The 24820-nt window shown below is 71.5% G+C and carries 29 protein-coding genes and 1 tRNA gene; 21 read left to right on the forward strand and 9 right to left on the reverse strand.

Translation table 11 applies throughout. From position 1 onward, the window contains the following. Positions 1 to 27: 27 nt before the first annotated feature. Positions 28 to 1131: an ABC transporter ATP-binding protein gene (locus ACFQ7C_RS02695; RefSeq protein ID WP_056369505.1), complete on the reverse strand. Its 1104-nt coding sequence runs from the start codon at positions 1129 to 1131 to the stop codon at positions 28 to 30. Positions 1132 to 1356: 225 nt separating this feature from the next. Here ACFQ7C_RS02695 and ACFQ7C_RS02700 point away from each other — a divergent pair, with 225 nt between their 5' ends. Next, a complete protein-coding gene (locus ACFQ7C_RS02700) occupies positions 1357 to 2301 on the forward strand; it encodes a DsbA family protein (RefSeq protein WP_378897563.1) in 945 nt (314 codons plus the stop codon). 38 nt (positions 2302 to 2339) lie between these two features. Continuing rightward, positions 2340 to 2415 (forward strand) — tRNA-Thr (locus ACFQ7C_RS02705). Between the two features lie 21 nt (positions 2416 to 2436). Here the strand turns inward: ACFQ7C_RS02705 and ACFQ7C_RS02710 are convergent. Further along, positions 2437 to 2853, reverse strand: a complete 417-nt coding sequence (locus ACFQ7C_RS02710) for a hypothetical protein (RefSeq protein ID WP_378897566.1) — start codon at positions 2851 to 2853, stop codon at positions 2437 to 2439. Positions 2854 to 2935: 82 nt separating this feature from the next. Here ACFQ7C_RS02710 and ACFQ7C_RS02715 point away from each other — a divergent pair, with 82 nt between their 5' ends. The 9 genes from ACFQ7C_RS02715 to pucL all read left to right on the forward strand — a co-directional run bounded on the left by ACFQ7C_RS02715 (position 2936) and on the right by pucL (position 10713). Further along, positions 2936 to 3892, forward strand: coding sequence for a DMT family transporter (locus tag ACFQ7C_RS02715; protein WP_378897569.1), 957 nt, complete (start codon positions 2936 to 2938; stop codon positions 3890 to 3892). Between the two features lie 147 nt (positions 3893 to 4039). Further along, the gene (locus ACFQ7C_RS02720; protein ID WP_378898267.1) at positions 4040 to 5302 is read left to right on the forward strand and encodes a DUF6986 family protein; all 1263 of its coding nucleotides are present in this window, start codon (positions 4040 to 4042) and stop codon (positions 5300 to 5302) included. Next, positions 5299 to 6111: a bifunctional allantoicase/(S)-ureidoglycine aminohydrolase gene (locus ACFQ7C_RS02725; RefSeq protein WP_378897571.1), complete on the forward strand. Its 813-nt coding sequence runs from the start codon at positions 5299 to 5301 to the stop codon at positions 6109 to 6111. The genes ACFQ7C_RS02720 and ACFQ7C_RS02725 overlap by 4 nt, the downstream gene beginning before the upstream one ends. A gap of 13 nt (positions 6112 to 6124) precedes the next feature. Further along, a complete protein-coding gene (gene allB / locus ACFQ7C_RS02730) occupies positions 6125 to 7474 on the forward strand; it encodes an allantoinase AllB (RefSeq protein ID WP_378897574.1) in 1350 nt (449 codons plus the stop codon). Positions 7475 to 7532: 58 nt separating this feature from the next. Beyond that, entirely contained in the window at positions 7533 to 8447 is a 915-nt protein-coding gene (locus ACFQ7C_RS02735) for an HpcH/HpaI aldolase/citrate lyase family protein (RefSeq protein WP_378897577.1), read from the forward strand. A gap of 40 nt (positions 8448 to 8487) precedes the next feature. Beyond that, positions 8488 to 8961 carry a thioredoxin-dependent thiol peroxidase gene (gene bcp, locus ACFQ7C_RS02740; RefSeq protein WP_378897580.1) on the forward strand — a complete coding sequence of 158 codons (474 nt, stop codon included), beginning with the start codon at positions 8488 to 8490 and terminating at the stop codon, positions 8959 to 8961. A 30-nt stretch (positions 8962 to 8991) separates the two neighbouring features. Further along, positions 8992 to 9489 (forward strand): 2-oxo-4-hydroxy-4-carboxy-5-ureidoimidazoline decarboxylase, encoded by a 498-nt coding sequence (uraD, locus tag ACFQ7C_RS02745; RefSeq protein ID WP_378897583.1) that lies wholly within the window; start codon positions 8992 to 8994, stop codon positions 9487 to 9489. Beyond that, positions 9486 to 9812 carry a hydroxyisourate hydrolase gene (gene uraH / locus ACFQ7C_RS02750; RefSeq protein WP_378897586.1) on the forward strand — a complete coding sequence of 109 codons (327 nt, stop codon included), beginning with the start codon at positions 9486 to 9488 and terminating at the stop codon, positions 9810 to 9812. Before uraD ends, uraH begins: the two co-directional genes overlap by 4 nt. Before the next feature lies 1 nt (position 9813). Continuing rightward, positions 9814 to 10713: a factor-independent urate hydroxylase gene (pucL, locus tag ACFQ7C_RS02755; RefSeq protein WP_378897589.1), complete on the forward strand. Its 900-nt coding sequence runs from the start codon at positions 9814 to 9816 to the stop codon at positions 10711 to 10713. 60 nt (positions 10714 to 10773) lie between these two features. Here the strand turns inward: pucL and ACFQ7C_RS02760 are convergent, their stop codons facing one another. Next, positions 10774 to 11316 carry a nitroreductase family protein gene (locus ACFQ7C_RS02760; RefSeq protein WP_378897592.1) on the reverse strand — a complete coding sequence of 181 codons (543 nt, stop codon included), beginning with the start codon at positions 11314 to 11316 and terminating at the stop codon, positions 10774 to 10776. Then, positions 11316 to 11729 (reverse strand): peptide-methionine (R)-S-oxide reductase MsrB, encoded by a 414-nt coding sequence (gene msrB / locus ACFQ7C_RS02765; protein ID WP_378897595.1) that lies wholly within the window; start codon positions 11727 to 11729, stop codon positions 11316 to 11318. The genes ACFQ7C_RS02760 and msrB overlap by 1 nt, the downstream gene beginning before the upstream one ends. 87 nt (positions 11730 to 11816) lie before the next feature. Here msrB and ACFQ7C_RS02770 point away from each other — a divergent pair, with 87 nt between their 5' ends. The 5 genes from ACFQ7C_RS02770 to groL all read left to right on the forward strand — a co-directional run bounded on the left by ACFQ7C_RS02770 (position 11817) and on the right by groL (position 15871). After that, complete coding sequence (locus ACFQ7C_RS02770; RefSeq protein ID WP_378897598.1) at positions 11817 to 12836, forward strand: DUF2332 family protein; 1020 nt, start codon at positions 11817 to 11819, stop codon at positions 12834 to 12836. 9 nt (positions 12837 to 12845) lie between these two features. Continuing rightward, positions 12846 to 13094, forward strand: coding sequence for a DUF3263 domain-containing protein (locus ACFQ7C_RS02775; RefSeq protein WP_378897601.1), 249 nt, complete (start codon positions 12846 to 12848; stop codon positions 13092 to 13094). A 66-nt stretch (positions 13095 to 13160) separates the two neighbouring features. Continuing rightward, the gene (locus ACFQ7C_RS02780; RefSeq protein WP_378897604.1) at positions 13161 to 13730 is read left to right on the forward strand and encodes a LytR C-terminal domain-containing protein; all 570 of its coding nucleotides are present in this window, start codon (positions 13161 to 13163) and stop codon (positions 13728 to 13730) included. Positions 13731 to 13860: 130 nt separating this feature from the next. Further along, on the forward strand, positions 13861 to 14061 hold the full coding sequence (locus tag ACFQ7C_RS02785; RefSeq protein WP_045298154.1) for a cold-shock protein: 201 nt from the start codon (positions 13861 to 13863) through the stop codon (positions 14059 to 14061). Between the two features lie 190 nt (positions 14062 to 14251). Further along, on the forward strand, positions 14252 to 15871 hold the full coding sequence (groL, locus tag ACFQ7C_RS02790; protein ID WP_378897607.1) for a chaperonin GroEL: 1620 nt from the start codon (positions 14252 to 14254) through the stop codon (positions 15869 to 15871). An 80-nt stretch (positions 15872 to 15951) separates the two neighbouring features. On the opposite strand, the gene ACFQ7C_RS02795 is transcribed toward groL, so the two are convergent. The 4 genes from ACFQ7C_RS02795 to ACFQ7C_RS02810 form a co-directional block, all read right to left on the reverse strand. Continuing rightward, the gene (locus ACFQ7C_RS02795; RefSeq protein ID WP_378897610.1) at positions 15952 to 16239 is read right to left on the reverse strand and encodes a WXG100 family type VII secretion target; all 288 of its coding nucleotides are present in this window, start codon (positions 16237 to 16239) and stop codon (positions 15952 to 15954) included. 140 nt (positions 16240 to 16379) lie between these two features. After that, entirely contained in the window at positions 16380 to 18008 is a 1629-nt protein-coding gene (locus tag ACFQ7C_RS02800; RefSeq protein WP_378898268.1) for a sensor histidine kinase, read from the reverse strand. 166 nt (positions 18009 to 18174) lie between these two features. Next, positions 18175 to 18867 (reverse strand): response regulator transcription factor, encoded by a 693-nt coding sequence (locus ACFQ7C_RS02805; protein WP_045298162.1) that lies wholly within the window; start codon positions 18865 to 18867, stop codon positions 18175 to 18177. Between the two features lie 64 nt (positions 18868 to 18931). After that, positions 18932 to 19621, reverse strand: a complete 690-nt coding sequence (locus ACFQ7C_RS02810; RefSeq protein ID WP_378897614.1) for a helix-turn-helix transcriptional regulator — start codon at positions 19619 to 19621, stop codon at positions 18932 to 18934. 100 nt (positions 19622 to 19721) lie between these two features. Here ACFQ7C_RS02810 and folE point away from each other — a divergent pair, with 100 nt between their 5' ends. Genes folE through ACFQ7C_RS02830 form a run of 4 tightly spaced genes read left to right on the forward strand, consistent with a single transcriptional unit; the run spans position 19722 to position 23185 of the window. Continuing rightward, positions 19722 to 20324 (forward strand): GTP cyclohydrolase I, encoded by a 603-nt coding sequence (gene folE / locus ACFQ7C_RS02815; RefSeq protein WP_378897617.1) that lies wholly within the window; start codon positions 19722 to 19724, stop codon positions 20322 to 20324. Between the two features lie 28 nt (positions 20325 to 20352). Beyond that, on the forward strand, positions 20353 to 21573 hold the full coding sequence (locus ACFQ7C_RS02820) for an NAD(P)/FAD-dependent oxidoreductase (protein WP_378897620.1): 1221 nt from the start codon (positions 20353 to 20355) through the stop codon (positions 21571 to 21573). Next, positions 21570 to 22478, forward strand: a complete 909-nt coding sequence (folP, locus tag ACFQ7C_RS02825) for a dihydropteroate synthase (protein ID WP_378897622.1) — start codon at positions 21570 to 21572, stop codon at positions 22476 to 22478. The genes ACFQ7C_RS02820 and folP overlap by 4 nt, the downstream gene beginning before the upstream one ends. Then, a complete protein-coding gene (locus tag ACFQ7C_RS02830) occupies positions 22478 to 23185 on the forward strand; it encodes a pyrimidine reductase family protein (RefSeq protein WP_378897625.1) in 708 nt (235 codons plus the stop codon). The genes folP and ACFQ7C_RS02830 overlap by 1 nt, the downstream gene beginning before the upstream one ends. Before the next feature lie 24 nt (positions 23186 to 23209). On the opposite strand, the gene ACFQ7C_RS02835 is transcribed toward ACFQ7C_RS02830, so the two are convergent. Next, positions 23210 to 23761 carry a TetR/AcrR family transcriptional regulator gene (locus ACFQ7C_RS02835; RefSeq protein ID WP_378897628.1) on the reverse strand — a complete coding sequence of 184 codons (552 nt, stop codon included), beginning with the start codon at positions 23759 to 23761 and terminating at the stop codon, positions 23210 to 23212. Between the two features lie 72 nt (positions 23762 to 23833). Between ACFQ7C_RS02835 and ACFQ7C_RS02840 the strand changes: the two genes are divergently transcribed. Further along, entirely contained in the window at positions 23834 to 24706 is an 873-nt protein-coding gene (locus tag ACFQ7C_RS02840; protein ID WP_378897631.1) for an alpha/beta fold hydrolase, read from the forward strand. The last annotated feature ends 114 nt before the right edge of the window (positions 24707 to 24820 follow it).

The following is a 24820-nucleotide window of genomic DNA, read 5'->3' on the forward strand; positions in this document are numbered from 1 at the left end:
ACCCGCGCCGTCGCGAACTGATCAGGGTTACGCCGCGGCGATCGCCTTGTCGGTCAGGCGCTCGCCCGACTCGATGTCGAACACGTGGACGTGCCCGGGGACGGGCGCCAGCGTGACCTTGTCGCCCGCGATCGGGTGACGGCGGCCGTCGACGCGCGCGACGATGTCGGTGCGCTTGCCCGCGACGTCGGCGTGACCGTAGAGGTAGCCGTCGGCGCCGAGCTCCTCGACGAGGTCGACCGTGACTGTGAGGCCCTTGCCGTCCTCGGGCGCGACCTGGATGTCCTCCGGGCGGACGCCGATGGTGACCTCGGTGCCGTGCGCCTTGCCGAGCGTGTCGGCCTCGACGCCCACGACCTTGTCGCCGAACTGCACGCCGCCCTCGGCGATGTGCGCCGGGAACAGGTTCATGGCCGGCGAGCCGATGAATCCGGCGACGAACACGTTGTTCGGCTTCTCGTAGAGGTCGCGCGGGGTGCCGACCTGCTGCAGGAGCCCGTCCTTGAGGACCGCGATGCGGTCGCCCATGGTGAGGGCCTCGGTCTGGTCGTGCGTGACGTAGACCGTGGTGACGCCGAGGCGGCGCTGCAGCGACGCGATCTGCGTACGCGTCTGGACACGGAGCTTCGCGTCGAGGTTCGACAGCGGCTCGTCCATGAGGAACACCTGGGGCTGGCGGACGATCGCGCGGCCCATGGCGACGCGCTGACGCTGACCACCCGAGAGGGCCTTCGGCTTGCGGGTGAGGTACTCCTCGAGGTCGAGGAGCTTCGCGGCCTCGAGCACGCGAGCGGCGCGCTCCTCCTTGCCGACGCCGGCGATCTTGAGCGCGAAGCCCATGTTCTCGGCGACCGTCATGTGCGGGTACAGCGCGTAGTTCTGGAAGACCATCGCGATGTCGCGATCCTTCGGGGGGACGTCGGTGACGTCACGGTCGCCGATCAGGATGCGGCCCGAGTTGACCTCTTCGAGGCCGGCCAGCATGCGCAGCGACGTGGACTTTCCGCAGCCCGACGGGCCGACGAGAACCAGGAACTCGCCATCGGCGACCTCGAGGTTGAGCTTGTCCACAGCGGGGCGAGTGCCCCCGGGGTACAGACGGGTTGCGTTGTCAAACGTGACGGACGCCATGTTCTCTTCTCCTTCACCGGCAGGTACGTGCCGGACGATCCGTAGTGAGGAATGAGCGGGGGCTTACCCGCACGCCCGCCATCGGGCGCAAGGAACAGTATGACACGGCGCGCGCGGAGGTTGCGTCTGGGCATTTCCCAGGGTGGCTGACTAGCATCGTGGACGGCCGCTTTCCCGCCTGGCCCCGCCGGAACACCGGCCCGCTTTTCCGCCCCGAGAGGTTCCATGTCGAGCGACGAGTCACAGAACGCCGCGCCCAGCGAGCGCCGCGACGCCGTGCGCGAGAAGGCGCAGCAGGTGAAGGCGCGCCAGTCGCGAGCCCGTCTGATCCGAAGGACGTCGCTCGTGGCCGTCGCCGTCGCGTTCGTGGCGGTCATCGCCGTCGTGGTGACCTGGACCGTCTCGTCGAGCGCGTCGAAGCCGACCATGAGTCCGGCGAAGGGCGTCGACGGCGGCTTCGTCGTGACCGACGTGACCGGAGCCGGTGTCGCTCCCGACGCCGCTGCGGGCGGCCTCGTCGAGGGAGAGGCGAGCACGACTCCCGAGACCGAGCCGACTCCCACCGCGACGCCCACCGAGGCGCCGGCGGTCGACATCCGCGTGTACGTCGACTACCTGTCGACCGGCTCGCGCGAGTTCCAGCTCGCGAACATGAGGCAGCTGTCCGAGTGGGTCGACGACGGCGCCGCGACGCTCACGTACTACCCGGTCGCCATGCTGACCGCGAAGTCCAACGGCACGAAGTACTCGCTGCGCGCCGCGGGTGCCGCCGCCTGCGTCGCCCAGCACTCGCCCGACTACTTCTTCGCGTTCAACGACGCGCTGCTGCGCCAGCAGCCGGAGGTCGACTCCGACGGCCTGAGCGACGCCGAGCTCGCGACGGTCGCACAGGCGACGGGGCTCGACGGCCCCAAGGTCGTCCGCGCCTGCATCGAGGACCAGGCCTATGCGTCGTGGGCGAAGACGGCGACCGAGCAGGCGCTGAAGGAACTGCCCGGCACGGACGGCGTGGCGCTCACCGGCACCCCGATGGTGCTGGTCAACGGCACGCAGTACGTGGGCAAGCTCGACGACCCCAAGGAGTTCGCGCAGTTCGTGCTGACCGTTGCGAGCGACGCGTACTACAAGGGCACGCCGACGCCCACCCCGACGTCGACGCCGACTCCCTGACGGACGCCCCGCGCGAGCGCCGCTAGACTGGACGCTCTGCCGACTTGGCGCAATTGGTAGCGCACCGTACTTGTAATACGGGGGTTACGGGTTCAAGTCCCGTAGTCGGCTCCAGTTGTCCGGGACGCCGCGGAGTCACACCGAGCCGTCGTCCCGGTGGCTTCGCCGTCGTGACGTGACGAACAGTGCGACCACGGCGACGAGCGTCGCCGTCACGACCCCCATCGTCGCCGGGATCCACGGCGCGGAGTCGTCGGCACTGGGCGCGGCGGGAGCATCGGTCGTCTCGACCGGCTCCGGCGACCTCGTCGAAGCCGGCGCGAGCGGCGACGGCGCGGGAGTGGACGGCTCGGAGGGCAGCGGCTGCTCGGGGGGCGCGGGGCTGGTGTGTTCGACGTCGGGCGCATGCGGCGCCGGATCAATCTCAGGGGGGACCGCCCCGCCGCAGGTGAATGCCCCGCCCGTGAACACGCATCCGGGCGTCGGCGCGGGCTCCGCCGAGGCGCCGGTCAGGCCGAGCATTCCGAAGCCGGCGAGGAAGAGAACCCCCACGCGCAATGGCAAGCTCGCCGGCCGACGCCCACCGTCCATGATTCACGGTATCGGTTCGGTGCGCGCGCGGCCATGCCCGATGATGGATCGGGTGACCGTACGCCGCCTGCCCGTCTGGATCGGCCTCGGCGGCGCCGCCGTCATCGGCATCCTCACCGCCGTGCAGGCGCGCATCAACGGCCAGCTCGGCGTCCGCATCGGCGACGGGTTCGCCGCCGCGGTCATCTCGTTCGGGTCCGGTCTGATCGTCCTCGTCGTGCTGTCGGCCGCACTGCCGCAGGGACGGCGCGGGTTCGGCGCGCTGGTCGCGGGGCTGCGCGGGCGGAGCATCCCGATCTGGATGCTGTGCGGCGGCGTCGCCGGCGCGCTGTCGGTCGCCACGCAGTCGCTCGCGGTCGGCATCATCGGCGTCGCGCTGTTCACCGTCGGGGTCGTCGCGGGGCAGACCGTCAGCGGCCTGCTGCTCGACCGCGCCGGGATCGGGCCGGCGGGCGTGGTCGCGGTGACGCCCGCGCGGCTCGTCGGCGGCGCGCTCGCGGTGCTCGCCGCGGCCGTGTCGCTGGCGGGTGGTGTGCACGCGCCGCCGGTGCTGCTCGTCCTGCCCTTCCTCGTCGGCGCCGGGATCGCGTGGCAGTCGGCGGTCAACGGGCGGCTGCGCCAGCGCGTCGGCACGCCGCTGACGGCGACTCTGGTGAACTTCATCGGCGGCACGGCCGTGCTGGGCGCGGCCGAGCTCATCCACACCGCGGTCGCGGGCCCGCCGGCGTCCTTCCCGTCGGACCCGTGGCTGTACGTCGGCGGCGTGATCGGCGTGACGTACATCTTCCTCGCGGCGGCGCTCGTGCCCTACACGGGCGTGCTGCTGCTCGGCCTCGGCACCGTCGTCGGTCAGGTCGTCACTTCGGTGATGATCGACGCCGTCTGGCCGACGGCCGCTGCGCCGACGCTGGGCGCCTCGCTGCTGATGTCGACGCTCGCGATCCTGTCGGTGGTCGTCGCGGCGGTGCCGTGGCGACGGATGCCGCGCCGCGGCCACTGAGCCGGGCCCTGCGGACACCGCACCCCGAGCCGTGCCGCGGGGTGGCATGCTGAGACCGTGCCGCAGGGGTCCGAGTCGCACCGCGCCCTCCCGTCGCGCGCCGACGCCGGTGCACGACCGCCCCGGCGCGCGACGGACGGCCCGGCGCTGACACCGGACGACCTCGCCGACATCGATCGGCTGCTCGCCCCCACGGACCGGCTCCTGCACGACGGCTACCCGGGCGATGACGGCACGCGGCAGCCTGTGCACACCGTCTACGTCCCCGCCGACCGCTACTCCGCGGCGCTTCCGCGCGCGTGGGGTGCGGCCGCCCTGGACGCCGTCGCGGCGCAGGGCGGCTTGGACGCCGTCGTCCGCGACCTGGGCGTGCCCGAGGACTCGGCCGACGAGGTCGCAGCGCTCGTCGAGGCGAAGCTCGCGTCGGAGCCGATCGAGGACCTGCGGCTCGACCTCGAGGACGGCTACGGCGACCGCGGTGACGAGACGGAGGACGCCGACGTCCGCCGGGCGGCCGGGCTGCTCCTCGAGGCTCTCGCGAGCGGCCAGACGCCGCCGTTCTTCGGGATCCGCGTCAAGGGCCTCGAGCGGGCGACGCGGGGGCGCAGCATCCGTTCTCTCGATCTCTTCCTGGCGACGCTGCTCGACGCCGGCGACCTGCCCGTGGGCTTCGTGCTCACCCTGCCCAAGGTGACCACGGTCGCGCAGGTCGAGGCGATGGCCCGGCTCTGCGGGCGCATCGAGGAGCACCACGGCCTCGAGCGAGGGCGGCTGCGGTTCGAGCTGCAGGTCGAGACGCCTCAGATCGTCCTGGGCGCCGACGGCACCGCTCCGCTGGCGCGGGCGATCCACGCGGCCGGGGGCCGGGTGAGCGGGCTGCACTACGGCACGTACGACTACAGCGCGGCGCTGGGGATCGCCCCGGCGTATCAGTCGCTGGACCACCCGGCCGCCGATCACGCCAAGAACGTGATGCAGGTGGCCGCGGCGCAGACCGGGGTGCGGCTCTCGGACGGGTCGACCAACATCCTCCCCGTCGGGGACGCCGATGCCGTGCGTGCGGCCTGGCGGCTGAGCGCGCGGCTCACGCGGCGGTCGTTGGAGCGCGGGTTCCCCCAGGGCTGGGACCTGCATCCCGCGCAGCTCGTGCCGCGCTTCGTCGCCAACGTGCAGTTCTACCGCGAGGGCCTCGCGCCGGCCGCCGCGCGGCTGCGCGCCTTCGCCGGCGGGGTGGAGGGCGCGATCCTCGACGAGCCCGCCACCGCGCGCGCGCTCGCATCGTTCATCGCGCGCGGCATCGCGTGCGGGGCCGTCACCGAGAGCGAGGCGACGGATGCCGCGGGCCTCACCCCGGCGGCACTCGCCGCGCTCGCGGAGCCGGCGCACATCACGACCGAGGAGCCCGCATGAGCTACCACACCCCGCCCGGCGGCCTGCCGCCGCAGACCGCCCTCCTCACCGATCGCGCCGTGGTGAAGCCGGCGTACACGTTCATCCCCAGGGGCGTGCTGCGCGACATCGTCACGAGCAGCCTGCCGGGCTTCACGGGCACGCGGGCGTGGATCCTGGCGCGCCCGATCGCGGGGTCGGCGACGACGTTCGCGCAGCTGATCGTCGAGGTCGGCCCGGGCGGCGGAGCGCAGAAGCCCGAGCTCGAGGGCGGTGTCGAGGGCGTCGTCTTCGTCACCGCAGGCGCGCTGACGCTCACGCTCGAGGGGGAGCGGCATGTGCTCGAGCCGGGCGGGTACGCGTTCCTCGCCCCGGGCGCCCGCTGGTCACTGGTGAACGAGGGCGGCGAGCCGACGAGCTTCCACTGGATCCGCAAGGCCTATGAGCGGGTCGAGGGCGTGGCCGCACCGGCATCGTTCGTCACGCGCGACCAGGACGTCGAGCCGCGTCCCATGCCCGACACCGACGGCGCGTGGGCGACGACCCGCTTCGTCGATCCCGACGACCTCGCGCACGACATGCACGTCAACATCGTGACGTTCCAGCCCGGCGGGTCCATCCCCTTCGCGGAGACCCACGTCATGGAGCACGGACTGTACGTGCTGCAGGGCAAGGCGGTCTACCGGCTCAACGACGACTGGGTCGAGTGCGAGGCGGGCGACTACATGCTGCTCAGGGCGTTCTGTCCGCAGGCCTGCTACGCCGGGGGTCCCGAGCCGTTCCGCTACCTCCTGTACAAGGACGTCAACCGCCAGGTCCGGCTCACCTGATGCAGGCGGACTCATGAGCGAGGGGATGCCGCCGCTCGACCTCGTCCTGCGCGGCCGGCGCGTGCTCACGGAGAGCGGCTTCCGGCCCTGCGAGGTCGGCGTCGCAGGCGGGGTCGTGGTCGCGGTCGAGCGGCTCGGCGCGGCTTTGGACGGACGCGAGATCGTCACCCTCGACGATGACGAGACGCTGCTGCCCGGCCTCGTCGACACCCACGTGCACGTCGACGAGCCCGGACGCACCGAGTGGGAGGGGTTCGCCTCCGCCACGAAGGCCGCGGCGGCGGGCGGGGTCACCACGATCGTCGACATGCCGCTCAACAGCATCCCGCCGACGGTGTCGGTCGAGGCGCTGGAGGTCAAGCGGCGCGCGGCCTGCGGCCAGTCGTTCGTCGACGTCGGGTTCTGGGGCGGCGCGATCCCCGGCAACACGAGCGACCTCCGCCCGCTGCACGACGCCGGGGTGTTCGGGTTCAAGTGCTTCCTGCTGCCCTCGGGGGTGGACGAGTTCCCTCCGCTCGACCTCGCCGAGGTGGAGCGCGACATGGCCGAGCTGGCCGCCTTCGACGGCCTGCTCATCGTGCACGCCGAGGACGCCGCCACGATCGAGCATGCGCCGGACCCGGGGGGCGCCCGCTATGACCGGTTCCTCGCCTCGCGCCCGCACGTGGCAGAGGACGCCGCGATCGCCGCCGTCGTCGACCGCGCCCGCCGCACCGGGGCGCGTGCGCACATCCTGCACCTGTCATCGTCCGACGCGCTGCCGCGGATCGCGGCCGCCCAGCACGACGGCGTCCGCCTGAGCGTCGAGACGTGTCCGCACTATCTGACCCTGGCGGCCGAAGACGTCCCCGACGGCGCGACCGCGTTCAAGTGCTGTCCGCCGATCCGCGAGTCGGCGAATCGCGACCGGCTCTGGGAAGGGCTCCTCGACGGCACGATCGACAGCATCGTGAGCGACCACTCGCCCGCCACCCTCGATCTCAAAGACCTCGACCACGGCGACTTCGCGGTGGCGTGGGGCGGGATCGCATCGCTGCAGCTGGGGCTGCCGGTGGTGTGGACGGAGGCCCGTCGACGAGGCATCCCGCTCGAGAAGGTGGTGGAATGGATGTCGGCGCGTCCGGCGGCCCTCGCGGGCCTCGCCCGCAAGGGCAGGATCGCGCTCGGCTTCGACGCCGACCTGTCGGTGTTCGCACCCGACGCCGGGTTCGTCGTCGACGTCGCCCGTCTGCACCACAAGAACCCGCTCTCGCCGTACGACGGCCGCGCCCTGACGGGCGTCGTCCGGGAGACGTTCCTGCGGGGCGAGCGGGTCGACTTCGCCGAGCCCCGCGGTCGCCTGCTGCGTCGCGACGCGGCCTGAGCGCCGACACCGGCCACCCTCGGCCGGGTGAGACGTGACGATACGGAAGAAGAGTGAGATGTCGGCAGATCCCTACGGCAGCGGTGCAGAGGTCCTCGAGGCGGAGGACGAGCTGCGTTCCCTGATCACCACGCGCCCGGGGCGCCACCGCGACGTCGACCCGTCGATCGCGCGCTCCTGGCTGCTCGTGCCGGGGACCCGCCCGGAGTCGTTCGACGACATGGCGGCCTCGCGCGCCGACGCGGTCGTGCTCGACATCGAGGACGCCGTCGACCCGAGCAACAAGCCGCAGGCCCGGCAGGACGTCGCCGAGTGGCTCCGCGGCGGCGGCCGCGCGTGGGTGCGGGTCAACGACGCACTGAGCCCGTTCTGGGCCGACGACCTCGCAGCGCTCGCCGGCATCCCGTCGCTCGAGGGCATCATGCTCGCCAAGACCGAGTCGCCCGACCAGGTGACGAGCTCCTTCGACCGCCTCGGCGGACAGGTCCCAGTGGTCGCGCTCGTGGAATCGGCGCTCGGCATGGAGGACGCCGCCCACATCGCACGCGCCCGTGGCGCGTTCCGCCTGGCGTTCGGCAGCGGCGACTTCCGTCGCGACACCGGCATGAGCGCGGATGCCGAGGCCATGGCGTACCCGCGGGCGCGGCTGGTGGTCGCCAGCCGCGTGGGGAACCTGCCGGGTCCGATCGACGGCCCGACCGTCGGCAACAGCATGCCGACGCTGCGCGAGCACTCCGCGATCACCGTCTCGATGGGCATGACCGGCAAGCTCTGCCTGGCGGCCGAGCAGGCGCCCGTCATCAACGAGGTGATCTGCCCCACGCCGAGCGAGGTGCTGTGGGCACTGGACTTCCTCTCCGACTTCGAGCGCCGCGGTCGCGTGGTGCGCGACGGCAGCGACTTGCCCCGGCTCGGCCGGGCGCAGAAGATCGAGAAGCTGGCGCTCGCGTTCGGGGTTCACCCCACCTCGTGACCGCCGGCGCCGCGGACGAACCATCGAAGGGACGCACGACATGGCAGACGACACGCAGCTGAGCGAGGGCGACGCGAATCCCGGTTTCGCGCTCCCCGACTCCACCGGCACGGTGGTGCGGCCCGAGGACTTCGCCGGCCGTCGCCTCATCGTCTACTTCTATCCCGCGGCGTTCACGCCGGGCTGCACCACCGAGGCGTGCGACTTCCGCGACAACCTCGCGTCGCTGCAGGCGGCGGGCGTCGCCGTCGTCGGCATCTCGCCCGACTCGGTCGAGCGGCTCGCGGGGTGGGCCGAGGCCGAGCAGCTGCAGTTCCCGCTCCTCTCGGACGAGGACCACGCCGTCGCCGAGGCGTGGGGCGCGTGGGGCGCCAAGGTCGTGAACGGCGAGGAGCGCGTCGGTCTCATCCGCTCGACCTTCGTGCTGGAGGCCGACGGCACCGTGCAGTCCGCCGAGTACCGGGTCGACCCGCGCGGCCACGTGGACCGCCTCCGCGCCCAGCTCGCCGCCTGAGTCCGCCGGCACCGCAGACACGCTGCAGCGATGAAGCTGGACGCGTTCAACCGCCTCGACGCCGAAGCCGCACGGGCGGCCGTGCGTCCCTGCGTCGACATCGATCGGTGGGTGGACGCCGTCGTCGCGGGGCGTCCGTACACGACGTCGGAGGAGCTCCTCGAGACGGCGCGCACGAGCGCCGCGCCGTGGACGCCGGCCGAGATCGACGGCGCACTCGCCCATCATCCCCGCATCGGCGAGCGAGCGGGCGGAGGCGGTGCCGAAGCATCCCTCTCCCGCTCCGAGCAGGCGGGGATCGGGATCCCGTCCGCCGACGTCGCGGCCGCGCTGGCCGCCGGCAACCGCGCCTACGAGGAGAAGTTCTCGCGGGTCTTCCTCATCCGGGCGGCCGGGCGCACCGCCGACGAGATCCTCGATGCGCTGGGTGAGCGACTGGCCCACACTGAGGAGGAGGAGATCCCTGTCGTGGCGGAGCAGCTGCGGCAGATCGCCGTCCTCCGACTGGAAGGGATCATCGACTCATGAGCCAGATCACGACGCACGTGCTGGATGCTGCGCTCGGAAGCCCTGCGCGTGGCATCGGCGTGGTGCTCACCGCGGCCGACGGCGCCGAGATCGCGTCCGGTGTCACCGACGAGGCAGGCCGGATCTCCGATCTGGGCCCGGATCGACTCGAGGCCGGGACGTACGGGCTCACGTTCGCGACGGGGGAGTACTTCGCCGAGACAGGGCGCGCCACGTTCTACCCCGTCGTGTCGATCGACTTCGCGGTCGCCGACCCCGACCAGCACTACCACGTGCCCCTGCTGCTCAGCCCGTACGCGTACTCCACCTACCGGGGGAATTGACATGGCCGAGCCCGCGATCGTCCTCGGCGCGAACCAGTACGGCAAGGCCGAGGTCCGCCTCGTCCGGGTCGACCGCGACGGACCGCGCCACTCGATCACCGACCTCGACGTGACCTCGCAGCTGCGCGGTGACTTCACGGCGGCCCACATCCAGGGCGACAACGCGCGCATCGTCGCCACCGACACGCAGAAGAACACCGTGTTCGCCTTCGCCCGCGACGGTGTCGGCGCGCCCGAGGAGTTCCTGCTGCGATTGGGGCGCCACTTCACCGGGGAGTTCGACGGGGTCACCGGCGGGCGCTGGGAAGCGGAGCAGTACACCTGGAGCCGCATCCCCGTCGACGGCGAAGGGCATGACCACTCCTTCGTGCGGGGCGGCACCGAGATCCGCACGGTCGTCGTCGTGTTCGCCGGAGCCGAGGCGACGGTCATCTCGGGGCTGCGCGACCTCGCGGTGCTGAAGTCCACCGGGTCGGAGTTCCACGGGTTCGTGCGCGACCGGTACACGACACTCGCCGAGACCGACGACCGCATCCTGGCGACCTCGGTGACGGCGCGATGGCGGTACAGCAGCCTCGACCTGGACTTCGACGAGGCGTTCGCCGAGGTGCGTCGGCTGCTGCTCGAGGGGTTCGCCGAGACCCACTCGCTCGCCCTGCAGCAGACCCTGTACGAGATGGGCCGGCGGGTGCTCGAGGCGCGCGCCGAGATCGAAGAGATCCGGTTCTCGATGCCGAACCTGCACCACTTCGCCGTCGATCTGACGCCCTTCGGCCTCGACAACCCGAACGAGGTCTTCTACGCCGCCGACCGCCCCTACGGTCTGATCGAGGCGACCGTGCTCCGCGAGGGCGTCACCGCTGACCACCCGGCGTGGAACGGGATCGCCGGCTTCTGCTGACCCGGCGCCGGCCCGATCCCACGCCGGCATTCCTGCGCGGGGCGGGATCCGGCATCCGTGTCAGCCCTGCGGCATGCGGCTGACGAAGCGGGTGGCGTCGACGCCCTTGCGACGGGTCGGACGCGACCGCTTCGGCTTGCCGCCGACATAGAGCCAGCCGAGCAGCTCCTCGTTCTTCTTGAGACCGTGGGCCTTCGCGACGGCCTTGGACCGCGTGTAGTCGCCGGTGCGCCAGAAGACGCCCCACCCTGCCTCGTCGAGCACCAGGCTCAGCAGGTGCGCGACGCCGGAGGCGACGGCCTCCTGCTCCCACCGCGGCACCTTGTGCGTCTTGCCGTAGCTCGCCACGACCGCGATGAGCAGAGGCGCGCGCATCGGCTTCGACGACGAGCCCTTGTCGCCCTCGGCCTTGTTGATCGCCCTGCCCAGCCGCTGCCGGTCGGCGCCGCGCAGCTCGATGAGCCGCCACGGGTGCAGCGACTTGTGGTCGGCGACGCGGCCGGCGGCGGCGACGAAGTCGAGGAGCTCTTCATGGGTCGGCGCATCATCGGTGACCTTCGACCAGGACCGCCGTGCGAGCGCGGCGTCGAGCGCGCCCGACATCACGCCCCCGACTCGTCGCCGGGCGTGAACTGCAGCGAGATCGAGTTCATGCAGTAGCGGTCGCCGGTCGGCGTGCCGAATCCGTCGGGGAACACGTGGCCCAGGTGCGAGCCGCAGTTCGCGCATCGGACCTCGGTGCGCACCATGCCGTGGCTGTTGTCCTCGATGAGCTCGACCGCCTCGGGACGGATCGACTCGTAGAAGCTCGGCCACCCGCAGTGCGAGTCGAACTTCGTGCCGCTGCGGAACAGCTCGGCGCCGCACGCCGCGCACGTGTAGAGGCCGGCGCGGCTCTCGTCGAGCAGCTCCCCGGTCCAGGGGCGCTCGGTGCCCGCCTGGCGCAGGACGGCGTACTGGTCGGGCGTCAGGTCTTCGCGCCACTGGGCGTCGCTCTTGTCTACGGCGTACGTCATGGTTCCTCCTCGGCCGCGAACGACGGCCACCCTCCATTCAACCCCAGCCGCCCGTGCGGTGGGGCGGGGTGGGGGAGGATGAGGGGCGTGGACCAGACCGAGGGCGACGAGGCGGCCGCGGTCGTCGAGCGGTACGCCCGCTTCGCGCGGGACGAGGCGCCGGGGCGATCCACGCTGTACGCCGAGTGGGCGCACGGCGTCGCCGCCGATCCGGGGGTGGCCGGGATCCTCGCGCGCATCCCCGCGACGCGCCGGCAGCCGCCTCTGGTCTTCGCGGTGACCCGCATGCTCGGCGCGCCCGAGGACGCGTTCCCGGCGTGGGCCGCGTGGCTGCGCCGGCATGCCGACGAGGTCGTGGCCGAGGCATCCGTCCGCCGTCTGCAGACCAACGAGCCGCAGCGGTGCGCCGCCCTTCTCCCGGCCCTCGCGACGGTCGAGGGGCCGATCGCGCTGCTCGAGCTCGGGGCGAGCGGCGGGCTGTGCCTGTACCCCGACCGCTACTCGTACCGCTACCGGCGCAGCGGCGACGTGGTGGAGCTCGACCCCCACGAGGGCCTGTCGACGGTGGTGCTGGAGTGCGACGTGACCGGCGAGCCGCCGCTGCGCCTGCCGCAGGTCGCGTGGCGCGCGGGGATCGACCTCGAGCCGCTCGACGCCGCCGACGACGGCGACCGTCGCTTCCTCACGAGCCTGGTCTGGCCGGGGGAGAGCGGCCGCGCCGACCGGATCGCCGCCGCCCTCGACATCGCCGCCGCCGATCCGCCGCGTCTCATCGCGGGCGACGCGTCCGATCCGGAGGTGCTGCGCGCTGCAGCCGCGCTCGCGCCCGGCGACGCGACCCTCGTCGTCACGACGCCGGGGGTGCTGCCGCACATCCCGCGCGCGGGCCGCGAACGCCTGCTCGACGCCCTGCGCGCCCTCGACGCGACGTGGATCACCATCGACCCGCCGGCCCTCCACGACCGGTGGCGTCCTCCCGTCGACGCCGGCTCGTGGCACGGCTTCGTGCTCGGGCGCGACGGTGAGGCGCTCGCCGCGGTGGATCCGCTGGGCTCGTTCGTGAACTGGCGCGCGTGGCGCGCGGGAGGAACGGATGCCGCGGGCTAGCGTGGACGCGTGCCCCTGACCGACCGCGACCGCGCCATCCTCGACTTCGAGGCCGAGTGGCGCCGGCACGCGGGTGCCAAGGAGGAGGCGATTCGCTCCGACCTGGCACTGTCGCCGGCACGGTACTACCAGCTGCTCGGTCGCCTCATCGACACGACCGAGGCGCAGCAGCACGACCCCATGCTCGTGAAGCGGCTCCGCCGCCTCCGTGACGCGCGTCTGCAGGAGCGCGCCGGGCGCGCCGCCGACGCCCGCTGACCCGTCTCCGCGCCACGCGGGCCGGCGCGGACGGGACGCCCGGGGTGGGACGGGTAACATCGACGGGTGCCGACCACCACCTACCCCCGGGATCGCTTCGACGATGTCCCGGAGACGGACCGCGTCGGCGCCCACCGGGCCGAGAACCCCCGCATGCGCGGGTGGGTCGTGCTGCTGTGGGCGGCGCTGGCCACCGTCGTGCTCATCGTCGTCGGCATCTTCGGCACGCTGCTCGCGTCCGGGCGCATCGAACTGGTCCCCACACCGACGCCCACGGTCGAGCCGGTCCAGGAGGTGACGCCCGTCGTCGACGTGAACTACGACGTGATGATCCTCAACGCGACGCCCGAGCAGGGCCTCGCCACGCAGATGAAGGACGTCGTCGTCGCGGCCGGCTGGGCGGACGACAAGGTCACCGCCGGCGAGGCGGGTTCGCAGGACTTCCCGACGACCACCGTCTTCTACGTCGATCTCGCCGACGAAGCCGCGGCCGCGGGTCTCGCGGGCGTCATCGGCGGTGCGGAGATCGAGCAGAGCGAGGCCTACCCCGCGACCACGGAGGGCGTGCCCCAGCTCACGGTCGTGATCGGCCTCGACCGCACGGCCGCGGGGCAGTCGCCGGCTCCTACGCCCTGACCCGGCGATCGCGTGTTTCGCGCGGGTAAACACTTGTGTGCCTGCGTGTCAACAAGTGACGAAACGCACGGATGCCGCGATTTCGCCTGCATACGATGAAGCCCTGCACCGCCGGCAACAGGAGATACGCATGACCCAGGGCACCGTCAAATGGTTCAACGCCGAGAAGGGATTCGGCTTCATCACCGTCGCCGACGGCCAGGACGTCTTCGTCCACTACTCGAACATCGACATGTCGGGCTTCCGCGTGCTGGAGGAGGGGCAGACCGTGGAGTTCACGGTCGGCTCCGGCCAGAAGGGGCCGCAGGCCGAGTCCGTGCGCGTCGTCTGAAGCGCCGGCTCAGCGGCCGCCGCTGATCCGACACCGGAGACGGGATGCCGAAAGGCATCCCGTCTCTTCGTGTTTCAGCATCCGTCATCGCGGCTTGCACTCGATGGGGTCGAGTGCCAGAATGATTTAGCACTCGCGTTTGTTGAGTGCTAATACCCCACAGCCAACGTTCCGGAGGGACGACACACACATGGCAAAGATCATCGCTTTCGACGAGGAGGCCCGTCGCGGCCTCGAGCGCGGCCTGAACACCCTCGCCGACGCCGTCAAGGTGACGCTCGGCCCGCGCGGTCGCAACGTCGTGCTCGAGAAGAAGTGGGGCGCCCCCACGATCACGAACGACGGTGTCTCGATCGCCAAGGAGATCGAGCTGGACGACCCGTACGAGAAGATCGGCGCGGAGCTCGTCAAGGAGGTCGCCAAGAAGACCGACGATGTCGCCGGTGACGGCACCACCACCGCGACCGTCCTCGCCCAGGCGCTCGTGCGCGAGGGCCTGCGCAACGTCGCGGCCGGCGCCGACCCCATCTCGCTCAAGAAGGGCATCGAGAAGGCCGTCGCGGCGATCACCGCCGAGCTGCTCGAGTCGGCCAAGGAGGTCGAGTCCAAGGACCAGATCGCCGCGACCGCGTCGATCTCGGCCGCAGACGCCGAGATCGGCCAGCTCATCGCCGAGGCCATCGACAAGGTGGGCAAGGAGGGCGTCGTCACCGTCGAGGAGTCGCAGACGTTCGGCACCGAGCTCGAGCTCACCGAGGGCATGCGCTTCGACAAGGGTTACATCAACCCTTACTTCGTCACGGACCCGGAGCGCCAGGAGGCCGTCTTCGAGGACCCGTACATCCTCATCGCGAACCAGAAGATCTCGAACATCAAGGACCTTCTGCCCGTCGTCGACAAGGTGATCCAGGACGGCAAGGAGCTCGTCATCATCGCCGAGGACGTCGAGGGTGAGGCGCTGGCCACGCTGGTGCTCAACAAGATCCGCGGCATCTTCAAGTCGGTCGCCGTCAAGGCCCCCGGCTTCGGCGACCGTCGCAAGGCGCAGCTGCAGGACATCGCGATCCTCACCGGCGGCCAGGTCATCACCGAGGAGGTCGGTCTCAAGCTCGAGAACGCCACCCTCGACCTGCTCGGCCGTGCGCGCAAGGTCATCGTCACCAAGGACGAGACCACGATCGTCGAGGGTGCCGGTGAGGCGGACCAGATCGAGGGTCGCGTGACCCAGATCCGCCGCGAGATCGACAACACCGACAGCGACTACGACCGCGAGAAGCTGCAGGAGCGCCTCGCCAAGCTCGCCGGCGGCGTCGCCGTCATCAAGGCGGGCGCGGCCACCGAGGTCGAGCTCAAGGAGCGCAAGCACCGCATCGAGGACGCCGTCCGCAACGCGAAGGCGGCCGTCGAGGAGGGCATCGTCGCCGGTGGTGGCGTCGCGCTCATCCAGTCGGGTCGCAAGGCTCTCGACTCGCTCGAGCTCTCGGGTGACGAGGCGACCGGTGCCAACATCGTGCGCGTCGCGATCGAGGCTCCGCTGAAGCAGATCGCCCTCAACGCCGGTCTCGAGCCGGGCGTCGTGGCGAACAAGGTCTCGGAGCTCCCGCTGGGCCACGGCCTCAACGCCGCCACGGGCGAGTACGGCGACCTGTTCCAGCAGGGCATCATCGACCCCGCCAAGGTGACCCGCTCGGCGCTGCAGAACGCCGCGTCGATCGCCGGCCTGTTCCTCACGACCGAGGCCGTCGTCGCCGACAAGCCCGAGAAGGCCGCCGCTCCTGTCGGCGACCCGACCGGTGGCATGGACTTCTGATCCAGGACTCCACGACCGCGTAACGCGTTCACAGAACGGCCCCTCCGCCAGGAGGGGCCGTTCTGCGTTCCGGGGCGAGGTCAGCGGAACAGGCTCGTCGTCGCCAGCTCGGTGTCTGCGTACTGGCGCCCTGCCGCCGCGAGCGACGCGTTGATGTTCGCGAGGGACTCCTCGACCTGACGCTGCGTGGCGCGCCACTGCTCGACGACGCCCGCGAACGCGGCCGACGCCGACCCGGTCCAGGAGGACTGCAGCTGGGTGAGCTGTGCGAGCATCGCGTTCGACTCGGCCTGCAGCCGGTCGATCGTGCCGCGCACCGTGGCGGTCGAGGTGAGGATGGTGTCGCTGTCGACGGTGAAGACGGCCATTCGGGGCTCCTGATCGATGTGCGGCGGCCGGATGCCGAACCCGCGGTGGAGCCCCACGCTAGGCGGCCGACGGCGGCGGGCGGCAGCATCCGTCGCCGGCTGTGAGCGCTCCGCGGCGGACGCGCGCTGGGGAGGAGGCGCTACTCGGACAGGTCGGTGAGCCGCGCCATCGGCTGGGTCGCCAGGTCGAGGTGCTCGGCCGCGTCGCGGGCGTCGGCCAGCGGGAACTCCACGTGGAAGGTCGCGCCTCCGCCCGGCGTGTCGACGACGCTGACCGACCCGTGCAGCGCCTCGACGATCGAGGCCACGATAGACAGGCCCAGTCCGGATCCTCCGGTCTCCCGGGTGCGCGAGGTGTCGGCACGCCAGAAGCGCTGGAAGATCTTGTCCTTGATCTGGTCCGGCACGCCCTCGCCGTGGTCGATGACCTCGACCCAGCCCATGCGCGCCCGGGTGTCCACGCCGACGCGCAGTTCGATGGGGGAGTCCTCCGACGAGTAGCGCCTGGCGTTGCCGAGGAGGTTCGTCACCACCTGGCGGATGCGGTTCTCATCGCCGAGCACGATGGGCGGCAGGCCGTCCGCCGACGGCAGCGGCTCCGCGTCGGGGAGGATGGGCGGGAGCTCGGCACCGGCCGCGCCCGTCGCGGGGACCGGCTTCGGCCGCCGACGCAGCAGTGAGAGGGTCGCGCCGGCCCGTGAGATCGCCGACGGTCCGCCGGTGCGGCGTTTCACCTCGGGTGAGGTGGTCGCCTCCTCCTCGGGCGGCGGTGCGGGCTCGCCGATCGTCGTGTCGATCACGGTGACCGGGCGCATCGGCGAGGCGGCGCGCACATCGAGGGCGGCGTCGCGGGCGATGGGGCGCAGGTCGACCGGCCCGATCACGACGTCGCGCCGCTCGTCGAGGCGCGCGAGCGCCAGCAGGTCCTCGACGAGGACGCCCATGCGGATGGCCTCCTTCTCGATGCGCTCCATCGACTGCGCCACGTCTTCGTCGCCGCGGATCGCTCCCATGCGGTACAGCTCGGCGTAGCCGCGCACCGTCACCAGGGGGGTGCGCAGCTCGTGGCTCGCGTCGCCGACGAACCGCCGCATCTGACGGACCGTCGAGTCGCGCTGCGAGAGTGCGGCGTCGACGCGGTCGAGCATCGCGTTGATCGCGGTCTTGAGCCGGCCGACCTCGGTCGTCGTCGGCTCGATGTCGGTCATGCGCAGGCTGAAGTCGCCGCCCGCGATGGCGTCGGCGGTGGACTCGACCTGTCCCAGGCTCCGGAACGTGAGCGTGACGAGGAAGCGGGTCGCCACCGCGCCGGCGATGAGGACGACGAGCGCGAGGATCGAGTAGATGCCGATGTACTGCGCGATGGTGCGGTTGACGGGGCCGAGCGGCAGTGCGACCAGCTGCGGGTAGAGGATCCCGGTGTCTTCGGACTGCTGGATCGACACGGTCGACAGGAATTCGACCTCCCCGTCGTCCGACGTCAGCGGTTCGATCCTGCCGTCGTCTGTGACCGCGGTCTCCGGCGTCAGCGTCGTGGGCACTTCTGGAGACGGGCCGCCGCGCCCTCCGACGAGGGCGAGCAGGTTGTCCTCCGGCTTCGTCGGCTCGTAGACGGCGACGAAGTAGTCGGAGCCCGTGTTGTCCTTCGGCTCCACGTCGAGCAGGCCGTCGACCGTGGAGAACTCGAGAAGCGGCGCCGCAGCCTCGCTGCCACCCAGTGTGAGCAGCTGGGCCTCCACGCCGTCGATCAGCGAGTTGCGCAGGAACAGCGCCGTGCCGACGCCGGCGGCGATGAGCCCGATGCCGAGGAGCGCGACAGTGACCCCGGTGACCTTGGCCCGCAGACTCGTGCCGCGCCACCACCGGGTGATCGCGTCGGGCTTGTGCGCCAGATCGTCCCCCTCGCTCGCTCCCGCGTTGCGCGGCGCGGCCGCGCTACGCGGTCTTGCCGGCCTTCAGCATGTAGCCGAAGCCGCGCTTGGTCTGGATGAGCGGCTCGGACGAGTGCGGGTCGATCTTTCGGCGCAGGTACGAGATGTAGCTCTCGACGATGCCGGCGTCGCCGTTGAAGTCGTACTCCCACACGTGGTCGAGGATCTGCGCCTTCGACAGCACGCGGTTCGGGTTGAGCATGAGGTAGCGCAGCAGCTTGAACTCGGTGGGGCTGAGGTCGATCGAGGCGTCGCCGACCTGGACGTCGTGCGTGTCCTGGTCCATCGTGATCTCGCCCGCGCGGATCACCGACTCCTCATCGGCCTGCATCGTGCGGCGCAGGATCGCCTGGATGCGCGCGACGATCTCGTCGAGGCTGAAGGGCTTCGTGACGTAGTCGTCGCCGCCCGCATTGAGGCCGGTGATCTTGTCCTCGGTCTCGTCCTTCGCGGTGAGGAAGAGGATCGGCGCGGTGTACCCGGCGCCGCGGAGGCGCTTGGTGACGCTGAACCCGTTCATGTCGGGCAGCATCACGTCGAGGATGATGAGGTCCGGCTCCTCCTCGAGGACCGCCGAGATCGTCTGGGCGCCGTTCGAGACGGCCCGTACCTGGAATCCGGCGAATCGCAGGCTCGTGATCAGCAGGTCGCGGATGTTCGGTTCGTCGTCCACGACGAGGATGCGCGGTGCGGTCATGCCCTCATTATGTCGGCGGAACCGATGCCGCGCCTGGATATCGGGCGACTCCGCCGAGATTCGGTCACCCCTCGCCGCGCCGGATCTCTACGCAGCAGCGACCCGCCACGGGCGCGAGAACGGGGGTGCGCGCGTCGTCGGTCGCCGTCGCGAGACCCTTCACCAGCTCGAGATTCGCACCGCAGATGAGGGCGGTGTGACGGGTGGCGAGGGCATGGAACGGGCAGTTCTCGAGCACGAGATCACCGGATGCTGCGTCCTCGGCGGCGTCCGCAGCGACGACCTCCTTCGCGCGAGGCGCGTAGCCGCACACCGTGAGCGCCTCCTCGAGGTCGGCGCTTCCCGCGCCGATCGCGGCGCCGGCGGCGAACGCCTCGATGTCGAGGGCTTCGCGCACCGGCACACCGTGCTCGTCCGCCTTCTGCGCCGCGGCCGCGAGCAGTTCGCCCGCCAGCTCGTAGTGACGCTCGGGGAAGGTGGCGGCGAGTTCGGCGTCCGCCGCGCGGTAGAGCTTCGCGGGGCGCCCGGCGCCCGGCCCGGTACGACCCGAACGCCGCTGGTGCGAGATCGTGAGGAGGCCGGCATCCGCCAGTCTGTCGAGGTTCACGGCCGCGGTGCTGCGCGGCATCCCGAGCGCCGACGCGGCGTCGTCGCGGCTGATGGGCCGCTCGGTCGCGAGGCGGTACAGCTCTCGCCGGTGCGGATCGGCGAGAGCGGCGACCGCGTCGGCGCGGTTCGGGGTGAGGGCGCTCACACCGCGAGTCTACCTCTAAAACCAGGAACCTTGACAAAAGAATTCGAGGGTCCTAGCGTCGGGACCAGGCGAGCCGATCGTGCTCAGCGAAGGAGTGGCCATGATGTCGACCCCGGCGCATGCGACCGCGCTGCACGCTCTGCCCGACGAGCCCCCGATCGACCGCGATGCGGCGATGATGGCCGTCGCCGACCTGCTCGCGGCGCTCGGGTTCGATCCCGACGAGGGCGACCTGGTCGACACGCCCCGGCGCGTCGCCGACGCGTTCATCGAGATGACCACGCCGGAGCCGTTCGAGATGACGACGTTCGCGAACGACGACGGCTACGACGAGCCGGTCGTGGTGCGCGGCATCCCCTTCGTATCGCTCTGCCGGCACCACCTGCTCCCTTTCCGCGGCACCGCCGTCGTGGCCTACGTGCCCGGCGAGCGGCTCGTCGGACTCTCGAAGCTCGCCCGGGTCGTCGCGCACCACGCTCGCGGGCTGCAGGTGCAGGAATCCCTGACGGTGCAGATCGCGCGCACGCTCGAGACGGCGCTGGAGCCGCGCGGCGTCGGCGTCGTCGTCGAGGCGGAGCACCTGTGCATGTCGGCGCGCGGGGTGCGCAGCGAGACCGCCGTCACCACGACCACGGCGTTCCGCGGGACGCTCGCGGCCGACCTCGCGCTCCGGGCGCGATTCCTGGGGGCGCGCGCGGTCTGACGCCCCGACGAAGAGGAGAGGAGACGTCATGAGCCACACGCTGATCATCGGGGGAGGCCTCGCGGGCGGAACCGCGGCCGAGGCGCTGCGCGACGAAGGGTTCGACGGCGACATCACCGTCGTGGCCGCGGAGGCCCACCCGCCCTACCAGCGACCCCCGCTGTCGAAGGGATATCTCGCGGGCGGCGAGGGCCTGGACGCCGTCATCCTCCACCCCGCCGAGTGGTACGCCGAGCGGGGCATCCGTCTCATCACGGGCCTCGCGGCGACCTCGCTCGAACCGGATGCGCACGCCGTCGAGCTCGAGGACGGCGCGCGACTGACGTACGACGCCGTCCTGCTCGCGACCGGGGCGACCCCGCGCATGATCCCGCTTCCCGGCCACGACCTGCCCGGGGTCGTGACGCTCCGGCGCCTCGACGACTCCGACGCGCTCGCGGCCGAGCTCCGTGACGGCGGACGGCGGCTCGCGGTGATCGGCGCGGGCTGGATCGGCATGGAGGTCGCCGCCACGGCGCGAGGATTCGGAAACGAGGTCGTGATCCTCGAGCGCGACACCGTGCCGCTGGCGATGGCGCTCGGCACCGAGATGGGCGAGGTCTTCCGAAAGCTCCATCTCGAGCACGGCGTCGACCTCCGCACGTCGGTCGGCGTCGACAGCATCGTCGGCGACGAGCGCGCCGAGGGCGTCGTCGTCGATGGGGAGACGCTTCCCGCCGACCTCGTGCTCGTGGGCGTCGGGGCCACCCCGAGCACCGCGCTGGCCGAGGAAGCCGGGCTCGACATCCTGAACGGCGTCCTCACCGACGCGGCTCTGCGTACGAGCGCCCCCGATGTGTTCGCGGCCGGCGACGTCGCGAACGCCTTCCACCCGGTGCTGCAGCGGCACATGCGCAGCGAGCACTGGGCGAATGCCCTGAACGCCGGCAAGGTCGTGGCGCGGTCGATGCTCGGGAAGCCGGCATCCTTCGATGACATCCCGTACTTCTACACCGACCAGTACGACCTCGGCATGGAGCTGTCGGGCTACGCGCCGTTGATGACGGATGCCGAGATCGTCGTGCGCGGTGATCTCGACGCGCGCGAGTTCATCGCCTTCTGGACCGACGACCGCCGTATCGTCGCGGGCATGAACGTCAACGTCTGGGACGTCAACGACAAGGTGCAGGACCTCATCCGGTCGGGGGCGCGGATCGATCCCGACCGGCTCCGCGACTCCGAGGTGCCGCTGGAGGACCTGCTGCCGTGACGCTCGCGCCCGACACGACCTCGGCCCTGCCGGCGCCCGTGCTCGATCTGCCGGGTGGTGCACTCGATCTGTCGCGGCACATCGCCGTCATGGCGATCGTGAACCGCACCCCCGACTCCTTCTACGATCGCGGCGCGACGTTCGCGCTCGACGCGGCGGTCGCGGCGGGCTTCGCCGCGGTCGAGGCCGGAGCCGAGATCGTCGATGTGGGCGGCGTGAAGTTCGCCCCCGGGCCGTCGGTGCCGGTCGCGGAGGAGATCGCGCGCGTCGTGCCGGTCGTGCGCGAGCTCGCGCCGGTCGCCCGCGTGAGCGTCGACACGTTCCATCCCGAGGTCGCGCGGGCGGCGATCGAGGCCGGCGCCGCGATCATCAACGACACGACGGGCCTGCACGATCCGGCGATGGCCGATGTCGTCGCGCAGGGCGGCGCCGGGGTGGTGATCGCCCACAGTCTCGCGGCGCCGCGCACGCAGCATCCGCTCCCGTACTACGACGACGTGATCGGTGACATCGCGGCGTTCCTCGTCGCCCGGCGCGAGCTGGCGACGCGGCGGGGCATCCCCGAATCGCGCATCGTGCTCGACCCCGGCCACGACCTGAACAAGAACACGCGGCAGACCCTCGAGCTGACGCGCCGGCTCGGCGAGCTCGCCGGTCTCGGCGCGCCGCTGCTGGTGGCCCTCTCGAACAAGGACTTCGTCGGCGAGACGCTCGATCGCGAGAAGAGCGACCGGCTTCCGGGCTCGCTGGCCGCGGCCGTGTTCTGCGCGCTGCACGGTGCCCGCATCGTGCGCGCCCACAACGTCCGCGAGACGGTCGACGCGATGCGCATGGTGGAGGCCATCCTCGGCTGGCGTGAACCCGCCTACGAGCTGCACAACACCCGGCCCGAAGGGAACGACTGATGCCCACCCGCGCCGAGCTCTTCGACGTCTACGCGCTGCACGGCCGCGACGGCCTGCGCGTGCGCATGAACTTCGTCTCGAGCGCGGATGGCGCCGTCACGCTCGACGGCCGCAGCGGCGCGCTCGGCGGCGACACCGACCGCACGCTCATGCAGGTGCTGAGGACCATGGCCGACGTGATTGTCGTCGGTGCGGGAACCGTGCGCGCCGAGGGGTACGGCGGACTGAGAGTGGATCCCGACGATGTGGAGTGGCGCCGTGCGCGCGGTCTCGACGACCAGCCCGGCATCGCCGTCGTGAGCGGAGGGCTGCACCTCGATCCGACCGCCGCGTTCATCATCGACGCGGTGCGCACGCCGGTGATCGTGACGACGGATGCTGCGGCCGCCGCCGACGCCGGGCGTTTCGACTCGGTGGCCACGGTGATGGCGTGCGGCGAGGACGACGTCGATCTCGCCGCCATGCTGGACGCTTTCGCGCGCCGCGGCTGGACGCAGGTGCTGTGCGAAGGCGGTCCGCACCTCTTCGGGGCGCTGCTGGAGGCGGACCTCGTCGACGAGGTGTGCCTCACGCTCGCGCCGCGGTTCGTGGGGGGAGAGACGGGGCGCATCGTGCAGGGGGTCGCCGAGTCCGACCGACGATTCTCGCTCGACTCGGTCGTCACCGACGACGAGGGGTTCGCGTTCCTCCGCTACGTCGCGCCGTGACGTCGGGCGGTCACGGGCTCTGGATCATGCTGCGAGGCAGCCGCGAACGGCGACGGCGACGCTCGGACGTACGGGGGCGCTCGGGTCGACGCTGAGCCGGTGCAGGATGATGCCGTCGCCGAAGGCCATGAAAGCGTGCAGTGCGGCATCCGGGTGGGGTGCTCCCAGTGCGACGAGGAGCCCGCGTGTCCACGCGGCGATGCCCTCGCGCTGTGCACGGAGCGGTGCGAAGAGGAGCGGGTCCGACGCCGCTTCGAGGAAGAGCGCGTAGCGTGCCCGCGTGCGCACCGCGTACGGCCCGGTGAGAAGCTCGATGCCCTCGCTGAAGATGTCGATGAAGCCCTCGAGGTCGTCGAACGGCTGGGCCAGCACGGCGGTGAGATCGCCGGCCTCGCGCTGCGCGATCCATTCGGCGACGCCCGACAGCAGGGCGGCGCGCGTCCGGAAGTAGTTCGACGTCGAGCCGCGGGGCAGCTCCGCGCGAGCGTCGACGCGGGCGTGGGTGAGCGCGCGGAGCCCCTGAGTGCCGACGAGTTCGACGGCGGCGTCCAGAGCGCGTTCACGGGTGGTGGCCATCGAGTTGAGCCTATGCCGTCAGTCAACTGCAAGAGCGGTGACAATCTACTATGAACGTAGTAATCTTCCCTCATGACCGATGTCACGGGTCTCCGTTCGCGGACGGTCACCGCGAACGGATTGCGGATGCATGTGACCGAGGTCGGCGCCGGTGAACCGGTGCTGTTCCTGCACGGCTTCCCGCAGAGTTCGCGGGAGTGGGCGCCGGTGATGGCGAGCCTGGCTGATCGGGCGCGTCTGATCGCGCCGGACCTTCGCGGCGCGGGGAGCACCGAGGCGCCGTCTTCGGGGTACGACGCGCGAACGGTCGTCCGCGACGTGGTCGCGCTGCTCGACGAGCTGGAGATCGAACGCGTGAACCTCGTAGGCCACGACTGGGGAGCACTCGTGGGCTTCGACGTGTGCCTCGACCACCCGGACCGGGTGCGCAGATACGTGGCCATCGCCGTGCCGGCCCCGTATTTCGACATGACCCCCGCACTGCTGGCGGGCATGGCGAAGGCGATGCCGCATCTGTGGTTCCAGTGGGCGATCGCGACTCCGGTGCTCGGGCCACGACTGCTGTCGCGCGGAAGGCAGCGGCTCGCGCGCTGGCTGCTCCGCGGTTTCGAGCGGCGGCCGATGGATGCGGCGGATGTCGAAGCGTACGTCGCGGCGCTGCGAGATCCCGCCCGGGCCCGGGCAGCATCCAAGCTCTACCGCGGTCTGATCCTCCCCGCATTCATGAAGATCATGCGGGGCGCCTATCGCGGGCGGATCCTGCACACCCCGACGCTGGTGCTGTTCGGCGCGGACGATGCGCTGCTGCCCAAGGACGCGATGGCGGTGAGGCCCGAAGACGCGCCGCACACGCGAGTCGAGTTCGTCCCCGGAGGGGCGCATTTCCTCGTCGACGACAACCCGCAGGAGGTCGCGCGGCGGGTGGCCGACTTCGTGCTGGCCTGAGCGCCGCAGCCGGTCTGCGGCATCCGCGCCTGTTGCCGCGCCGTCGAGTCGTGCGATGCCGCTCATCATCTGTTCCGGCTTGATTAAGTTCGCGAACCGCCCCTGTCGCGCCCG

Origin of the sequence: Microbacterium sp. NPDC056569, assembly GCF_042793475.1 — a bacterium.
GTDB lineage: Bacteria > Actinomycetota > Actinomycetes > Actinomycetales > Microbacteriaceae > Microbacterium.

Excerpts from the sequence above, each read along its gene's own strand:
- groL (WP_378897607.1), top strand. The coding sequence starts at position 14,252 with ATGGCAAAGATCATCGCTTTCGACGAGGAGGCCCGTCGCGGCCTCGAG.
- ACFQ7C_RS02785 (WP_045298154.1), top strand. The coding sequence starts at position 13,861 with ATGACCCAGGGCACCGTCAAATGGTTCAACGCCGAGAAGGGATTCGGC.
- ACFQ7C_RS02835 (WP_378897628.1), bottom strand. The coding sequence starts at position 23,761 with ATGGCCACCACCCGTGAACGCGCTCTGGACGCCGCCGTCGAACTCGTC.
- ACFQ7C_RS02715 (WP_378897569.1), top strand. The coding sequence starts at position 2,936 with ATGGATCGGGTGACCGTACGCCGCCTGCCCGTCTGGATCGGCCTCGGC.
- ACFQ7C_RS02760 (WP_378897592.1), bottom strand. The coding sequence starts at position 11,316 with ATGTCGGGCGCGCTCGACGCCGCGCTCGCACGGCGGTCCTGGTCGAAG.
- uraD (WP_378897583.1), top strand. The coding sequence starts at position 8,992 with ATGAAGCTGGACGCGTTCAACCGCCTCGACGCCGAAGCCGCACGGGCG.
- folE (WP_378897617.1), top strand. The coding sequence starts at position 19,722 with ATGATGTCGACCCCGGCGCATGCGACCGCGCTGCACGCTCTGCCCGAC.
- uraH (WP_378897586.1), top strand. The coding sequence starts at position 9,486 with ATGAGCCAGATCACGACGCACGTGCTGGATGCTGCGCTCGGAAGCCCT.
- ACFQ7C_RS02795 (WP_378897610.1), bottom strand. The coding sequence starts at position 16,239 with ATGGCCGTCTTCACCGTCGACAGCGACACCATCCTCACCTCGACCGCC.
- ACFQ7C_RS02820 (WP_378897620.1), top strand. The coding sequence starts at position 20,353 with ATGAGCCACACGCTGATCATCGGGGGAGGCCTCGCGGGCGGAACCGCG.
- bcp (WP_378897580.1), top strand. The coding sequence starts at position 8,488 with ATGGCAGACGACACGCAGCTGAGCGAGGGCGACGCGAATCCCGGTTTC.
- pucL (WP_378897589.1), top strand. The coding sequence starts at position 9,814 with ATGGCCGAGCCCGCGATCGTCCTCGGCGCGAACCAGTACGGCAAGGCC.
- ACFQ7C_RS02695 (WP_056369505.1), bottom strand. The coding sequence starts at position 1,131 with ATGGCGTCCGTCACGTTTGACAACGCAACCCGTCTGTACCCCGGGGGC.
- ACFQ7C_RS02725 (WP_378897571.1), top strand. The coding sequence starts at position 5,299 with ATGAGCTACCACACCCCGCCCGGCGGCCTGCCGCCGCAGACCGCCCTC.
- ACFQ7C_RS02700 (WP_378897563.1), top strand. The coding sequence starts at position 1,357 with ATGTCGAGCGACGAGTCACAGAACGCCGCGCCCAGCGAGCGCCGCGAC.
- allB (WP_378897574.1), top strand. The coding sequence starts at position 6,125 with ATGAGCGAGGGGATGCCGCCGCTCGACCTCGTCCTGCGCGGCCGGCGC.
- ACFQ7C_RS02840 (WP_378897631.1), top strand. The coding sequence starts at position 23,834 with ATGACCGATGTCACGGGTCTCCGTTCGCGGACGGTCACCGCGAACGGA.
- ACFQ7C_RS02805 (WP_045298162.1), bottom strand. The coding sequence starts at position 18,867 with ATGACCGCACCGCGCATCCTCGTCGTGGACGACGAACCGAACATCCGC.
- ACFQ7C_RS02830 (WP_378897625.1), top strand. The coding sequence starts at position 22,478 with ATGCCCACCCGCGCCGAGCTCTTCGACGTCTACGCGCTGCACGGCCGC.
- ACFQ7C_RS02735 (WP_378897577.1), top strand. The coding sequence starts at position 7,533 with ATGTCGGCAGATCCCTACGGCAGCGGTGCAGAGGTCCTCGAGGCGGAG.
- msrB (WP_378897595.1), bottom strand. The coding sequence starts at position 11,729 with ATGACGTACGCCGTAGACAAGAGCGACGCCCAGTGGCGCGAAGACCTG.